Here is a 13,919-nt window from a genome sequence, read left to right as displayed (position 1 = left end):
GATGGAATGGAACCGGAAAAAATACTCGAAAAGATAAAAGCGCATGACCCGGCTGTCTTGGGCAGCAAGGATTTCTCGAAGTACGCCATCTTGTTGCCGCTGTTGGAGCGGAACGGAGAAATCCACATTGTTTTTGAAGTCCGGGCCCATACATTGCGGAGGCAGCCGGGAGAAATCTGTTTCCCGGGCGGCCGGATCGATGCGGGAGATGCGACCCCGCAAGCTGCGGCGCTTCGGGAAACAAGAGAAGAACTTGGCATCCGTTCAGAAGAAATTGCCGCTGTTTATCCGCTCGATTACATGGTCTCGCCGTTCGGCATGATCATTTATGCTTTTGCAGGTACAATCGACGCAGAAGCGGAATTTAAACCAAACCCTTCCGAAGTCGATAGCCTTTTTAGTGTGCCTTTGTCTTTTTTCTTAGAAACCCGGCCGGAAATTTACTATATGAATTTTAATATACAGCCAGAAGAAAATTTCCCATATGACTTGATTGAAGGCGGACAAGATTACAGTTTTCAGCCAAGGCAGATGGAAGAGTACTTTTATTTATATGAAGACAAGGTCATTTGGGGGCTAACGGCCCGTATATTGGCACATTTTATGGAGATCATTCGCTGAATGGTCTCTTTTTTATGAAAAAATGGTTCGGGTCTTTTTTCTTAATTTTCACTAAGTGGATAAAAATAAACTTGAAATTAATTTAAGAGAATGTATAATTATTCAAATACCTGCAATTATATTGTTTAAATGAGAGGAGTGCCTCACAATGGTGAATACATATCAATTGGAAGTTGTAGAAAGCACAAATAAGAAGGACAAGCCTTTGCATGACCAAGTGCCGTTTGGCACCATCTTCACGGATCACATGTTCACACTGGAATATGAAGAAGGAAAAGGTTGGCATGAACCGAAAATCGTTCCTTATGGCCCGATCACATTGGATCCGGCAGCAATGATTTTCCATTATGGGCAAACCGTTTTTGAAGGCATGAAAGCTTACCGTACAGAAGATGGCCGCGTCTTATTGTTCCGTCCGGAAAAGAACTTTGAACGTTTGAATTTATCAAGTGAACGTTTAAGCATTCCGCCGGTAGATGAAAAAGCGATGCTTGACTATTTGACGGAGCTGATCAAACTTGAGAAAAATTGGGTACCCGCCACACAGGGCACTTCCTTATACATCCGTCCGTTCATCATTTCGACAGAAGCGAACCTTGCAGTAGCCCCGGCAAAAGCTTACAAGCTGATGATCATCCTTTCACCGGTAGGTTCGTATTTCACAGGCGGATTGACGCCTGTCATCATCCATGTTGAAGACCAGTTTACAAGAGCGGTAAAAGGCGGCACAGGAATGGCGAAAACGGCCGGGAATTACTCTTCCGGCTACCAGGCACAAGCGAATGCGAAAAAAGCTGGGAATGCCGATGTATTATGGCTTGATGGAATTGAGAAGAAATACATCGAAGAAGTCGGAAGCATGAATATTTTCTTCAAGATTAACGGAGAAATCATAACACCGGAGCTTAACGGCAGCATCTTGAATGGCATTACCCGGACATCGATCATCGAATTGCTGGGTTCATGGGGCATTTCAGTCACGCAGCGTAAAATATCGATCAACGAAATTCATGAAGCATACGAAGCGGGACAGTTGGAGGAAGTATTCGGAACTGGAACGGCTGCTGTTATTTCGCCAGTCGGCGAATTGAACTGGCAAGGGAAGAAAATGGTCGTCAACAATCACCAAATCGGTGAATTGTCTCAAAAATTATATGACACGATTACGGGCATCCAGACAGGAAAAGTGGAAGATTCGCTTGGCTGGACTGTGGAAGTGAAATAAGAAAAGAAGGTGCGCATCTGCAATGGATGCGCGCCTTTTTTTGTAAACGTGAAAGTTAGCCATAAATGACTGAAATAAAGGAATTACACGCAACCTGGAGAATCAATAAACGAGTGATGGTGAAAAAGGGGGAGAAAAAACAATGAATGACGTAACGGAAGGGTTTATTCCAGTCAATGGCGGGAATGTCTGGTACCGCATTACGGGCAATGGACGAGGAACACCGCTCCTTCTGCTGCACGGCGGCCCTGGAGGGAAAAGCAGTGATCGAGATCCGCTGCGCTCGCTAGGACAGGAACGTCCGATTATTCAATATGACCAATTAGGCTGCGGTAATTCAGGGCATCCTCGCAATACCGAACTTTGGACAGTCGAGCGCTATGTGGAAGAACTGGAACAGGTTCGAAAAGCGCTTGAGCTGGAAGAAGTCCATATTCTTGGCCATTCGTGGGGAACGATGCTTTTAGCAGCCTTTCTTTCGAAACAGCCGAAAGGGGTAAAAAGCGTCATTTTTTCAGGACCGGCCCTGCAAGCGCGAAGGTGGGAGCGAGACCAGCGAAATCATTTGAAAAAAATGCCTTTGGAGCTGCAGGCAGCCATTGAAAAAAATGAGCGTCAGAAGACAACCGATTCCCCTGAATACCAAACGGCCATGTATGGCTTCTATCATCGTCACCTTTGCAGGCTCGATCCGTGGCCGCCGGAAGTAAGCGAGGAATTAGAGAATATGAATCAGCAAATCTATAATTTCATGTGGGGGGCTTCAGAATTTACAGTGACGGGTACATTGCAAGATTATGATGCTGCAGAATGGCTTCGAGAATTGAAGATGCCGGCCCTTTTCACTTGTGGCCGCTACGATGAAGCGACACCGGAAGCCACTGCTTATTACGCGAGTCTAGTGCGGGATTCCCAATTTCATGTATTTGAAAACAGCTCCCATATGCCAAGTGTGGAAGAACCGGAAGCCTACACGAAAAAAATCCGGGAATTTTTAAATCACCAGAAAACATAAATGGACTCCATGCCTTCATTCTCAGGATGAAGGTTTTTTATATGGATTAAAAAAGGCATTTCATGCGATGCAGGAATAAGAGAACGAAAAAGTCAAATAAATTCAAGCCGGCAAAGTTTTATGCTACTGTATAAAGATGTATTTCAAGTCTCGAAATAAAAAGCAAGATTTCATGTTTTTTATGCAGAAAGGTTGTTGCACGAATGGAAACACTGGTTGGCTTTAAACGTATCCGCTTCATTCTTTTATTAGGAGCCCTTACTTCTTTGATCCCCTTTACCATCGATATGTACCTGCCGTCTTTTCCCGTCCTGGCAGAGGTATTTGAAACAAATGCTTCATCTATCCAATTAAGTTTGACAGCTTGTTTGCTTGGACTTGCCGTAGGACAGCTAGTCGCAGGGGCTTTAAGTGACGTGCATGGACGGCGCAAGCCTTTGGTGATTTCGCTGTTTGTATACGCAGCAGCTTCTGCAGCTTGTGTATTTGCTCCCAACATTTATATTTTTGTCTTGCTTCGTTTTTTGCAAGGCTTTGCGGCTTCTGCCGGCCTCGTTATTTCCCGGGCAATAGTAAGAGATGTGAGCAGTGGGGCAGAATTGACTCGGCTGTTTGCACTATTAATGGTGGTAAATAATCTTGTGCCCTTATTGGCACCATCTGTAGGCAGCGGCGTGTTATTGTTTGCCGACTGGAAAGGGATTTTCCTGGCCCTAACGATTTTAGGAGTGGTTCTATTATTGATTACCGGTTTCCGCCTTCCTGAAAGCTTGCCGGTAGAACGGAGAGTGCCAAGCAATTTAAAAGCTACATTCTCCAATTTCGCTTCCATATTAAAGGACAAACAATTTACGGGGTATGCACTGGCACAAGGCTTTTTAATCGGCGGCGTGTTCGCCTATGTTTCCGGAACGCCTTTCATTTATCAAAATATTTACGGCGTGTCCCCTCAAGTATTCAGTTTGCTTTTCGGTATGAATGGCATCGGCTTGATTGCCGGCAGTTATGCGGTAGGACGGTTCAGCCATGTATTTTCCGAAAAGAAATTTCTTGAAACCGCTCTTTACGGGGCGACTCTTGCCGGAGCTGTGCTGCTCTCCGTAGTGATTTTACAGGGGCCATTATGGGCAGTCGTAGTGCCGATTTTCTTTTTCGTTACATCGATCGGAATTGTCAGCACGGCTTCCTTCACATTGGCGATGGAATCGCAAAGCCAAGCGGCCGGTAGTGCTTCAGCGTTATTGGGGCTTTTGCCGTTTGTTTTGGGTGCGTTAAGTGCGCCGCTCGTCGGGATTGCTGGAGAAGAAACAGCGGTGCCCATGGGCTTGACCATTTTTTCCATGTGTCTGATTGCTTTAATGGCTTATTTGTTCTTAGTTAAGAAGACGGCGAAAAAAGCCGCAAGTTTATAAGTAAAGCAGGAATTAATAGGAACGAAATGCAATGTGGAATTGGCTCTTTAAGGGGCCAATTTTTTTATATCCATAAGTATATTTAAATTATCAGATTATTATTGTTTTATTTTTCATAATAGTGTATGATACACAGTATAAAGGTGTACGTCGTACAGTATAGCTAGGGAGGTGTAAAAATGGACAATTCCTTATTTAATAGCTTATCCACTGAACTGCGAAGAGGAACTTTGACTTTAGCCGTGTTAAGCCAGCTCCAAACTCCGCAATACGGTTATTCGCTTGTTCAGTTATTGGAAAGCAGCGGAATTTCAATGGAACAAAGCACCTTGTATCCGCTGCTCCGCAGGCTGGAAAAACAGGAACTTGTCACAAGCAGTTGGGATACGACCGAAAACCGTCCGCGGAAATATTATGTTTTGAGCGATTACGGGACAGAGATTTTTGGCATGCTGAAAGAAGAATGGGAAAAGACGTCGCGTGAGCTCTACACTTTACTTAAAGGAGCGGAGACAAATGAATCTGATTGAGCTGTACATTGGAGAAGTGACGCGCAGGCTGCCTGAGAAGAACAGGGAAGACATTGCCTTGGAATTGCGATCGACCATTGAAGACATGCTGCCAGAGGATTATACGCTGCATGATGTAAAGGAAGTGCTGGCAAAGCTCGGAAATCCTGCGATTCTCGCCAGCGGCTATAAAGAACGGCCGATGCATTTAATCGGGCCGCGATTCTATGATCTTTACATCGATTTATTGAAACTGATATTGCCGATTGCCGTCCTTGTCTCACTGATTGCCGTCGTCATTACGTCGATTTTCACTGCAGATGGAGGCGCTACGATTACAGAAACCATCACGGCGCTTGTGGGGGATGCCATTTCAGCGAGCGTAAATGCAGCCATCCAGGTGTTTTTCTGGCTGACGATTGTTTTCGCGATTATCGAAAGAGCCGATCATTCCACATCCCATGCGCCTTTGACGTCGAAATACCAGGAGTGGACGCCGGATGATTTAAAGGAAACGATCCATATTCCAAAAGAAAAAAAGATCACCAAGTATCAAATTGCAGGAAGCTTGATTTGGACCGCCATTTGGTCTGTGTTCTACTTTAATGCGGATGACTGGATAGGGGTTTACCAAAACGGTGAACTGATCACGCCGACGTTCAACCAGGAAGTTCTCGTGTCCTATTGGCTGCTCGTGGCACTTGTCATCGTATTGGAGATTGCATTATCAATCTATAAATGGCGTGAAGAGCAGTGGACAGTGAGGTTGGCCGTGTTGAATGCTGCTGTCCAAGCAATTTCGACCGTTGTTTTCGTCATCATTTTCACAGATGCGACATTATTCAACGAGCGCTTCCTAGTTGAAGTCAACGCCATATTCGGCGCAGATTTCAATATGAACTGGGTGATTGGCGGTATTTTGCTGCTTGTCATCGTGACAGCTTTAATGGATATTGTGCAAGGTTTCCAAAAAGCCCGTATCCAAGAGGCGAAAAGAAAAATTTAAAAAGTCGAGAAATCGCTGGTACAGCTAAGCTTCATCTGTTGAAAAATGACTGCGCCATAATTTAGACAAATGTGATGATTCATCGTGTTTAAAGAGATGCTATACTAACCGTACAACTCAATAGACTTTGACTTTATGTCAAAGGGGAGTAGCTATAGGGAAACCTATTTCACAGTCGTCATTACATGGTTCGTAGCCATCGGTTGTGATAGCAAACAATTTTGCTTAGCGAGACCTTTGCCTTTTATTAGGCAAGGGTCTTTTTTGTTGGCAAAAATTAGGAGGAGGATGAAAGATGGAAGCAATTTTATTGGAATATTTATGGGTGCTGCTCGTACTGGTAGCATTGGAAGGGTTGTTGGCGGCCGATAATGCGGTGGTCATGGCGGTCATGGTGAAGCATTTGCCGAAAGAGCAGCAGAAAAAAGCGTTATTTTACGGGTTATTAGGAGCGTTCGTTTTCCGTTTTGCCGCATTGTTCATGATCACGTTATTGGTAGACGTTTGGCAGATTCAAGCGCTTGGGGCAGCGTACTTGCTATTTATCGCCTTTAAGCATATTTACGATCAGCGAAAAGGGAAAGACCACACGATTGAGCCGGAAGCGACAAAAGGCTCTGGTTTCTGGATGACGGTATTGAAAGTCGAATTGGCGGATATCGCTTTTGCGATCGATTCCATGTTGGCTGCAGTTGCTCTGGCAATTACTTTGCCGCATTTGGATTTATTCGGCGTCAGTGAAATTGGCGGCATCAACTCCGGGCAATTTGCAGTGATGCTAGCGGGTGGATTGGTCGGACTCGTCATTATGCGATTTGCTGCTCATAAATTCGTTAAACTATTGGCGAACTATCCGCAATTAGAGACGACGGCCTTTGTTATTGTCGGGTGGGTGGGCGTCAAATTGACTGTCCTCACTCTGGGACATAAAGAGCTTGAGATCATCCCTTATGAATTTGCCCATTCGACAGAATGGAAACTGATTTTCTGGGGAGTCCTACTCGGAATTGTAGCAGTCGGCGCATTGATCAGTGTGAAAAAGAAAAAACAGGAACAAGCACAATAAATAACTGTATAAGAAATGAAAAGAAGGCAAAGTCTCCTGCAGACTTTGCCTTCTTTTCCGTTTAAGAAACCAATTTCAACCCCACAGCTGCCCCCAATACCAACGCAATGAAGAAAATCCGTTTCCAGTCTTTTGATTCGTTGTAAAAAAGCATTCCGAGAATAGCGCCGCCGGATGCACCGATGCCGGTCCAGATGGCATAAGCGGTTCCCATCGGCAAAGTTTTCATCGCGTAGGCCAAAAAGACAAAGCTTGCCCCGAACCCTAAAACGAGTAGAACAGCGGACTGCCAATTGCGGTCCTGATGCAGTTTATTGATCATTGCGACGCCGAACATTTCACAGATGCCAGCTAGTATTAGTGCTGCCCAAGCCATTACGCATCGCCTCCTTCCGGTTTTGCATCAGGGGTGACGAGCTTCAGCCCGATGACGCCAGCCAGCAAAACGCCGACCAAAATTAATTTTTCGATTTTCAGCGGTTCATTGAATAATAGAATGTCTGAGAGAACCGTCCCAGCGGTGCCAAGCCCGACAAATACCGCATAAACTGTTCCAACCGGCAGTTTTCGGCCGGCCATAATCATCACGGTAAAACTGATGATGATCGCAATGACCGTAATCGTCCATTCCAAAAAATTATCCGCATGCTTTAATCCGATGACCCAAACCACCTCAAAAACAGCTGCTAGTATGACTTTTAGCCAATTTAAATTCACGATTGCTACCTCCTTTTGGATAATAAAAATAAAAAGCCTGGGAGAACTGTAAAAACAGTTTCTCCCAGGCTTTTGTCCTTCCGTGGCATAGCAACAAGCTATGAGTTTTCTCTCGGACCAGGCCAGCACGGAGGCTGCGGAACCCTAGAAAACATTTCCGATATGCAGTTAATTCAAAGCTTACTTTATTTAGAGCGATGTTTCAATCCAAAAGGGTCAATGGACAGAAAAAGCAGCGCTCAACGTTTCTTTTCCATCACACGCGCCATTTCCTGAGAAGCAGCAGGCTTTTCTTCCTGCAATTTTTGAACGATGTTCCGGTAATCCGCTTCATTGCGATTTTGGCTGAGTTTATTGGCAGCTTGGATTTCGGTCACGCGGATCTTGAAACCGACGATGCCTTTCAGTTCTTTTTCGAGCAATTCAGGAGATAAGTTTTCCCAAAGTACAGCGTGTTCGCGGTGTTTCTCGTAGTTATTCAAAAACTCCGATAAGTCGTGCTCCAGTTCTTGTCCGGATAGAATTTGCGGCGTTCCGTAAATGTGGACGGACTGATAGTTCCAGGTTGGCACATTTTCCTGTTCGTACCAGGAAGAGGAAATATAGGCGTGCGGCCCTTGGAACATGACGAGCACTTCTTCCGTATGTTCGAATGTTCGCCACTGGGGATTTCCATAAGCCATATGCCCGGTTAAATAATAGTCTTCCTGTTCTTTTGTAAACTGGAAAGGGAGGTGGGTGGCAATGGGCCGCCCTTTTCTTGTGGTGACGAGCGTTCCAAACGCGTGCTGCCGGAGAAACTCACGGACTTCTTCGAAATCGTTGACTTTAAACTGTTTTGGAATGTACATAGCGTTCCGCCTTTCACGAAAGGGTTTTGATCATGATCAAATCGATTTGCTCGTCATCGCCCATAAAGAATGAATGCGCACCTGTCTGGACGAATCCTTTGTTCTGATAAAAGCCGATGGCATTTTTGTTATCTTCCCACACGCCAAGCCAAATTTTCTTTTTCCCTAATTGCAGCGCAAGGTCGATCGCTTTTTGCAGCAATTGTTTGCCGAGCCCATATTTATGGAATTTTGTTCTGACGTAAATCCGCTCGATTTCAAGCGCATCCTCGCCTGATTCTTCTGTCTGGGCTGATCCGGTATTGATTTTCAGATAGCCGGCAATATCCTGGCCGCTGTAGACGAAAAAGAAGTGGGAGAGCGGATTCGCCAACTCCTTTTTCAATTGCTCTAAATTATAGGCTTTTTCCAGGTAAGCCTGCAAATGTTCGGGCGAATTCTGCTCCTGGAATGTATCCGTGAAGGTTTCAATACTGATTTTCTGAAGTTCCTGCAAATCTTCTACGGTGCATTTTTGTATAATTGCTGTCATCGGGCCGCCACTCCTTTTCCATCTTAATAAATTCGTTTATGTCCTTTTTTCACGAATTCCCAATCTTTTTCTACATTTTTTCGGATACGTTGGAGTAAGGAAAATGCCATTTCCTTCTCTTCTTCTGAAAATCCATCCATAGCCATACGATCCGAATGGACATTTTCCTTTTTGATAAAAGGATAAGCTGCTTTCCCTTTTTCAGTAGGAAACAGCTTTTTCGTTTTTTTATTCTGCGGGTCTTCGCGTTTCTCGATAAAACCGTTAGCTTCCAGCTTTTGAACGGCCCGGGCTGCGGTGGAACGGTCAACTTTAATCAGTTCCAGCAACTTCTCCTGAATGATGCCGGGATGTTCACAAATCCGGACCAGATAGAGGTATTGCCCTTTTGTCAGATTCAATTCCTTGAATTCGATATTGCTGATGGAATCCAATGCTCTGGAAATCATCCCAATTTCCCGAAGAATTTCTTTCATGGCTGCCGCCTTTCTTTTTGTTGCAAATGCAACAAAAAATACGTTAGATTCAATTTAATTCATTTTAAGATCAATTGCAATCGTAATCGTATTTTTTATGAATTAATAATCAAGCAAAAAATCCAGTCAGTCTTCCCAATAAAAGAAAGCATCAAGTATCAAGTAATCTTTCGGCTTGCGATAAAGGGTGGGAATCCGGCTCTTAAATGGGAGAAGTTCACCAAGCTTTTCGGCTTCCATTTCTTCGTAGCCAAATTCTTTCAATGCTTGGACCAATTGAGAAGCAAGAGGCTGTAATTTCTCCGGCACGTTTAATCGTTCTGGTCCGTCCAGAAGGGAGCCGTATGCTCCACTGATTTCTTCGCCTGTCCTTCTGTCGATGGTTCGATAACGGACATCTCCACCTAAAATGGCTGCGGGGGCCAATCGGCATATATCAATAATCAAGCCTTCTCTTTTTTCCTCACGGATCGTTGCTTTTTCTTGAATGACAGAAACATCCTCGTTTCGATAACAGAAAAACTCCACAAAAGAAGCATAGCCGCTGCCGAAATGATTCCATTCGGCTTCGCACACCACATTCGGAATTCTGCAGATCCGGTGGAACAAGCGGTTAATATGGGCGCTGACTTCCTTTTCGTCCCGAGTATCGTATGGGAATTGATCGCTGATGATTCTTCCGGCAATCAATTGTTGCAAGTCGTCGTTCGAAAACATAAACAGCCTCCTTAAAAATAAGCCTTGATCCCTCGTTGGTTGCGAAAGGATTAAGGCTTCTGATTTATCTAGTTGTTTTAGTTGTTCAGTTTTCCGTTAGCACCCATCACGGTTTCGATCGCTTGCTGAACGGTCGAGAACGTCCGAAGGGAATGCTCAGGTGCTTGCATGCTGGAGATTTCGATAGCAGTCTTTGGTGTGATGCCGGTAATATACAAAGTTCCGCCCATTAGGCGAAGGACATCCTGAATCATTAAGAGCCGGACATATAAGAAGCTTTCTTCCCAAATGACGCCGGAAATATCAATAATGATATGGCGGGTTGCATTCTTTTGGACGTATTCACTCAATTTTTCAGTTAAAACAGTAAAACGCTCTTCATTCATTTTGCCGACTAATGAGACAGCACCCAAGTTTTCGTGGATGGGTAAAATCGGCAGCAGCAGACGATTGATTTCGTCCTCTTTTTCTGCAAGCAAAAGGCGCTGATATTCTTCAGTTGAAACATCTGTCTGGGTTCCGATGAAGTATAGATGGTCTTCTATAGTTATAGGTTCAATATTCAAACGGTTCCAGAAAGCTGTACCGTCTTTACGGAAGTTCTTTATGGTCACAGTAGTTTGCTCTTTGTTGGCAATGGCATCTCTTAATTGCTGAATCGCTGCTTGATCCGTTTCCGGCCCTTGCAAAAAGCGGCAATTGTGTCCGATTGACTCTTCACGGGAGTAGCCGGTCAGTTTTTCAAAAGTTTTATTCGTATAAATAATCGGGTTATCTTGCTGCTGCGGATCTGTCACAACAGTCGCTACACGACTGCCATTCAACATTGCTTCAAAAATAGCAATTTGTGTTTCAGGGGTTAAATTTTTCATGAAGATTACTCCAGTCTATTATGGATTCGCATACTGTTTTCAACTATTTCAATTTTATAGATAAATTAAATTCTACAGAATATGAGAGGTTTCAGCAAACTGGAAACAAGGGATTGTGAATGTTCATCATAAATTCACATTTATCAACAAGAAGTACTAGTTCTTTCATAGCCTTTCTTTTAAGATGAAACTTAAGAGCAAAAATTATAAATGAGAAGAGGGACAAGCCATGCTTCCTATTGAACGGCAGCAACAAATACTAGACTGGTTAGAAAAAGAAGGGGCATTAAAAGTTTCCGCCATCAGCAGTCGATTAGGCACATCAGAAATGACAGTGTACCGGGATATACAATCACTCGTCGAAGAACAGAAAGTGGAAAAGACATCGAACGGGGTAGCGTTAAAAGCAGCGATTTCCGCAGCGGCAGATACGTGTTCTTACTGTTTTAAAAAAGCGGATACGCGGTTAGCGTTCCAACTGATCAAAACGAATCATCAGGTAGAACAAGCTTGCTGTGCTCATTGCGGGTTGCTGCGTTATCGCGACATCGCTGATGAAGTGGCCTATGTCATCGGCAAAGATTATTTAACAGATACAACCTTCAATGCGAAAACGGGGACTTTCTTGATGAACGCGGAGATTAAACTCAATTGCTGTGAACCACAATTGATCCCGTTTGCAAACAGCAATCAGGCAACTCGCTTCCAGCTTGGTTTCGGTGGTGAAAGTTACCCCTTTGAAGAAGCGGTGGAACGCTTAGCCAAAGAGATGGGAAGCGGACCATGCTGCAGCAAAAAAGAGATCTAAAACTGGAGTTCTCCCGTTAGATAAAGTAAAAGATCAAACTGCAGGGATTCACCGGAAATCTGTAAGTTTCTGAAATGAGGCAAACCAAATGGAAGAAAACAAAGAACAAAAGGGTATTGCTGGCACAAAAAAAAGTTCGAAAAACAATCAGCTCCATAAGACCATTTGGCGTTGGCATTTTTATGCGGGCATTATTTTTGCGCCGATTCTCGTGCTATTGGCAGTAACAGGATCCATTTATCTATTCAAGGCGGAGATTGAGAATGTACTATACGCGGATTATTACCAAGTGGAGCCTCTAGGCGATAAAGTATCTGTATCGGCGCAGCTAGAGGAAGTGCAAGCTTTGCATCCAGGGGCAATTGTCACCAAATACCGTCCCGGAGAAGATGAAGCGCGATCCAACGAAGTGACGGTCAGTTCAAATGGAGAATCGCTTACGGTATTCATGGATCCTTATACGGGCAAATCAATAGGTGAATTAAAAGATGACGACCGAATCATGGATAAAATCGAAGAAATCCATGGGGAGCTGATGGCGGGTACGCTTGGCGACCGCATTGTAGAGTTAGCTGCCTGCTGGACGATTGTGCTGATGGCGACCGGCTTTTTCCTGTGGTTTCCGAAAAAGCGGAAAGGCCTCGGCGGCGTATTATTCCCCCGCTTTGGAAAAGGCAGCAAAATCCTTCGTCGCGATTTACACGCTGTACCGGCTTTTTGGGTAACGGGCGGTCTTCTGTTTTTAGTAATGACCGGCTTGCCGTGGTCCGGCTTTTGGGGAACCAATTTCCAAGCCATCATCACAAATTCCGGTGAAGGCTATCCGCCATCAGTATGGATCGGGGACGCTCCATCTTCAGACATCGAGACCCAGGAAATTGCAGAAGTTCCATGGGCAGCAGAAACATTGGATGTCCCGCTTTCGTCTGTGCAGGGACTGATTCCTATGCCAATAGATAAAGTAGTGGAAATTGCAGATCAGCAAGGAGTCTATCCGGGATACTCGATTTTCATTCCGCAAGAGCAAGACGGGGTTTATACTTTGTCAGTCTTTCCGCCGAAAGCACAGGATGAAGCGACGATGCACATCGATCAATACTCAGGTGCTGTTTTGGCCGATTACCGGTATGACAATTACGGCATCATCGGAAAAATAGTGGCATGGGGAATTACGCTTCATAAGGGGTCGCAGTTTGGGTTGGTTAACCAGTTAATCAGTTTAGCCATCTGCCTAGGGGTGATTTTCACCGTTTTCACCGGTATTTATCTTTGGTGGAAACGCAAACCGAAAAAGGGGTCAGGCGCTCCGAAAGTACCGGCCATCTTCAAGACAAAACCATTCTTGGCGCTAATAATCGGCTTGGGGATTTTGTTCCCATTGGTCGGATTGTCGATCCTGATTGTTTGGCTTGTGGATTGGGCAATCATCCAGCGCGTGCCTGCAGTTAAGCGATGGTTGAATGCTTAGTGAAAGGGGGAGATTCAGATGAAATCAATTCGTTTGCTGCTGTTGCTCTTTAGCAGTTTGTGCATTCTCTCCGCTTGTTCTGCAAGCGAGGATGCGGGAGACTTATATAAAAAAGAAAAGCCGCTTCAAGTGGAAGTCGATATGCCGGAGTCGCTGTCGGCAGAAACCACACAGACAGTGAAGGCTATCTTAAAACAAGACGGAAAACCGGTGGAAGATGCCGGGTTTGTCCATTTTGAAATTTGGAAACAAGATTATTCAGTCCGTTACCCGATGGAAGAAGCGGCAGAAGCCGGAAACGGCGTCTACCAGATGGATGTCCGGTTTAAAGAAGATGGCCTGTATTACCTGGAAGTGCATGCCGGAAACGAAGGTTCGCTGATCAGTCCGGTCCGGCAATTCATCGTTGGTGAATTGTCCGAACAGGAGATGGAGAGCTTGAAGCAAGGTGCTCCAACTCAGCAGGAAGTTCCGGGACACCATCATTGAAGGTGTTTTGCTGCGAATTCAACAATTCCATTTCTACGAAAGCCTGAGAAAGTCATTCTCGGGCTTTTATTATGCATTGAAAAAGAATAAATATACATAACAGGTAAATTGAAATTGTCGAAAAGCCAGAAAATA

Annotated in this window: 17 protein-coding genes and 1 riboswitch; of the genes, 10 read left to right on the top strand and 7 right to left on the bottom strand. The window is 44.6% G+C overall.

From position 1 onward, the window contains the following. The first annotated feature begins 6 nt into the window (after positions 1–6). The 7 genes from NFU07_RS08885 (at position 7) to NFU07_RS08855 (ending at position 6,854) form a co-directional block, all read left to right on the top strand. Positions 7–621 (top strand): NUDIX hydrolase, encoded by a 615-nt coding sequence (locus NFU07_RS08885; RefSeq protein WP_251476872.1) that lies wholly within the window; start codon positions 7–9, stop codon positions 619–621. Between the two features lie 151 nt (positions 622–772). Beyond that, positions 773–1,846, top strand: a complete 1,074-nt coding sequence (locus NFU07_RS08880; RefSeq protein ID WP_235199342.1) for a branched-chain amino acid aminotransferase — start codon at positions 773–775, stop codon at positions 1,844–1,846. Between the two features lie 142 nt (positions 1,847–1,988). Further along, positions 1,989–2,861 (top strand): proline iminopeptidase-family hydrolase, encoded by an 873-nt coding sequence (locus tag NFU07_RS08875; RefSeq protein ID WP_251476869.1) that lies wholly within the window; start codon positions 1,989–1,991, stop codon positions 2,859–2,861. Positions 2,862–3,064: 203 nt separating this feature from the next. Then, a complete protein-coding gene (locus tag NFU07_RS08870) occupies positions 3,065–4,273 on the top strand; it encodes a multidrug effflux MFS transporter (protein ID WP_251476867.1) in 1,209 nt (402 codons plus the stop codon). 179 nt (positions 4,274–4,452) lie between these two features. Beyond that, entirely contained in the window at positions 4,453–4,803 is a 351-nt protein-coding gene (locus tag NFU07_RS08865; protein WP_251476864.1) for a PadR family transcriptional regulator, read from the top strand. Beyond that, positions 4,790–5,788 (top strand): HAAS signaling domain-containing protein, encoded by a 999-nt coding sequence (locus NFU07_RS08860; protein WP_251476841.1) that lies wholly within the window; start codon positions 4,790–4,792, stop codon positions 5,786–5,788. Before NFU07_RS08865 ends, NFU07_RS08860 begins: the two co-directional genes overlap by 14 nt. 295 nt (positions 5,789–6,083) lie before the next feature. Then, the gene (locus tag NFU07_RS08855) at positions 6,084–6,854 is read left to right on the top strand and encodes a TerC family protein (RefSeq protein ID WP_251476837.1); all 771 of its coding nucleotides are present in this window, start codon (positions 6,084–6,086) and stop codon (positions 6,852–6,854) included. A 61-nt stretch (positions 6,855–6,915) separates the two neighbouring features. On the opposite strand, the gene NFU07_RS08850 is transcribed toward NFU07_RS08855, so the two are convergent. The 7 genes from NFU07_RS08850 to ytvA all read right to left on the bottom strand — a co-directional run bounded on the left by NFU07_RS08850 (position 6,916) and on the right by ytvA (position 11,019). After that, positions 6,916–7,230, bottom strand: coding sequence for a DMT family transporter (locus NFU07_RS08850; protein WP_251476832.1), 315 nt, complete (start codon positions 7,228–7,230; stop codon positions 6,916–6,918). Then, positions 7,230–7,571 (bottom strand): DMT family transporter, encoded by a 342-nt coding sequence (locus NFU07_RS08845; RefSeq protein WP_251476828.1) that lies wholly within the window; start codon positions 7,569–7,571, stop codon positions 7,230–7,232. Before NFU07_RS08845 ends, NFU07_RS08850 begins: the two co-directional genes overlap by 1 nt. Before the next feature lie 59 nt (positions 7,572–7,630). Continuing rightward, positions 7,631–7,730, bottom strand: a riboswitch (guanidine-I (ykkC/yxkD leader). Positions 7,731–7,810: 80 nt separating this feature from the next. After that, the gene (locus NFU07_RS08840) at positions 7,811–8,422 is read right to left on the bottom strand and encodes an FMN-binding negative transcriptional regulator (protein ID WP_251476824.1); all 612 of its coding nucleotides are present in this window, start codon (positions 8,420–8,422) and stop codon (positions 7,811–7,813) included. A 13-nt stretch (positions 8,423–8,435) separates the two neighbouring features. After that, complete coding sequence (gene paiA / locus NFU07_RS08835) at positions 8,436–8,954, bottom strand: spermidine/spermine N(1)-acetyltransferase (RefSeq protein ID WP_251476821.1); 519 nt, start codon at positions 8,952–8,954, stop codon at positions 8,436–8,438. A 23-nt stretch (positions 8,955–8,977) separates the two neighbouring features. Continuing rightward, complete coding sequence (locus NFU07_RS08830) at positions 8,978–9,430, bottom strand: MarR family winged helix-turn-helix transcriptional regulator (protein WP_246809000.1); 453 nt, start codon at positions 9,428–9,430, stop codon at positions 8,978–8,980. Between the two features lie 126 nt (positions 9,431–9,556). Next, positions 9,557–10,147 carry a hypothetical protein gene (locus tag NFU07_RS08825; protein WP_251476818.1) on the bottom strand — a complete coding sequence of 197 codons (591 nt, stop codon included), beginning with the start codon at positions 10,145–10,147 and terminating at the stop codon, positions 9,557–9,559. Between the two features lie 77 nt (positions 10,148–10,224). Continuing rightward, a complete protein-coding gene (gene ytvA, locus NFU07_RS08820) occupies positions 10,225–11,019 on the bottom strand; it encodes a YtvA family blue-light photoreceptor (protein WP_246808998.1) in 795 nt (264 codons plus the stop codon). A 229-nt stretch (positions 11,020–11,248) separates the two neighbouring features. Here ytvA and NFU07_RS08815 point away from each other — a divergent pair, with 229 nt between their 5' ends. The 3 genes from NFU07_RS08815 (at position 11,249) to NFU07_RS08805 (ending at position 13,784) form a co-directional block, all read left to right on the top strand. Beyond that, entirely contained in the window at positions 11,249–11,827 is a 579-nt protein-coding gene (locus NFU07_RS08815; protein WP_251476817.1) for a DeoR family transcriptional regulator, read from the top strand. Positions 11,828–11,915: 88 nt separating this feature from the next. Continuing rightward, positions 11,916–13,295 (top strand): PepSY-associated TM helix domain-containing protein, encoded by a 1,380-nt coding sequence (locus NFU07_RS08810; protein WP_251476815.1) that lies wholly within the window; start codon positions 11,916–11,918, stop codon positions 13,293–13,295. A gap of 18 nt (positions 13,296–13,313) precedes the next feature. After that, a complete protein-coding gene (locus NFU07_RS08805; RefSeq protein ID WP_251476814.1) occupies positions 13,314–13,784 on the top strand; it encodes a FixH family protein in 471 nt (156 codons plus the stop codon). Positions 13,785–13,919: the final 135 nt, after the last annotated feature.

This window comes from Planococcus sp. NCCP-2050 (genome assembly GCF_023708025.1).
Taxonomy (GTDB): domain Bacteria; phylum Bacillota; class Bacilli; order Bacillales_A; family Planococcaceae; genus Planococcus.
The sequence above is the reverse complement of the archived record's forward strand: the minus strand, read 5'-3'. Positions and strand labels throughout refer to the sequence as shown.

Coding starts and splice junctions, on each gene's coding strand:
- NFU07_RS08885 (WP_251476872.1), top strand. CDS start 7: ATGGAACCGGAAAAAATACTCGAAAAGATAAAAGCGCATGACCCGGCT.
- NFU07_RS08875 (WP_251476869.1), top strand. CDS start 1,989: ATGAATGACGTAACGGAAGGGTTTATTCCAGTCAATGGCGGGAATGTC.
- NFU07_RS08870 (WP_251476867.1), top strand. CDS start 3,065: ATGGAAACACTGGTTGGCTTTAAACGTATCCGCTTCATTCTTTTATTA.
- NFU07_RS08865 (WP_251476864.1), top strand. CDS start 4,453: ATGGACAATTCCTTATTTAATAGCTTATCCACTGAACTGCGAAGAGGA.
- NFU07_RS08860 (WP_251476841.1), top strand. CDS start 4,790: ATGAATCTGATTGAGCTGTACATTGGAGAAGTGACGCGCAGGCTGCCT.
- NFU07_RS08855 (WP_251476837.1), top strand. CDS start 6,084: ATGGAAGCAATTTTATTGGAATATTTATGGGTGCTGCTCGTACTGGTA.
- NFU07_RS08850 (WP_251476832.1), bottom strand. CDS start 7,230: ATGGCTTGGGCAGCACTAATACTAGCTGGCATCTGTGAAATGTTCGGC.
- NFU07_RS08840 (WP_251476824.1), bottom strand. CDS start 8,422: ATGTACATTCCAAAACAGTTTAAAGTCAACGATTTCGAAGAAGTCCGT.
- paiA (WP_251476821.1), bottom strand. CDS start 8,954: ATGACAGCAATTATACAAAAATGCACCGTAGAAGATTTGCAGGAACTT.
- NFU07_RS08830 (WP_246809000.1), bottom strand. CDS start 9,430: ATGAAAGAAATTCTTCGGGAAATTGGGATGATTTCCAGAGCATTGGAT.
- NFU07_RS08825 (WP_251476818.1), bottom strand. CDS start 10,147: ATGTTTTCGAACGACGACTTGCAACAATTGATTGCCGGAAGAATCATC.
- ytvA (WP_246808998.1), bottom strand. CDS start 11,019: ATGAAAAATTTAACCCCTGAAACACAAATTGCTATTTTTGAAGCAATG.
- NFU07_RS08815 (WP_251476817.1), top strand. CDS start 11,249: ATGCTTCCTATTGAACGGCAGCAACAAATACTAGACTGGTTAGAAAAA.
- NFU07_RS08810 (WP_251476815.1), top strand. CDS start 11,916: ATGGAAGAAAACAAAGAACAAAAGGGTATTGCTGGCACAAAAAAAAGT.
- NFU07_RS08805 (WP_251476814.1), top strand. CDS start 13,314: ATGAAATCAATTCGTTTGCTGCTGTTGCTCTTTAGCAGTTTGTGCATT.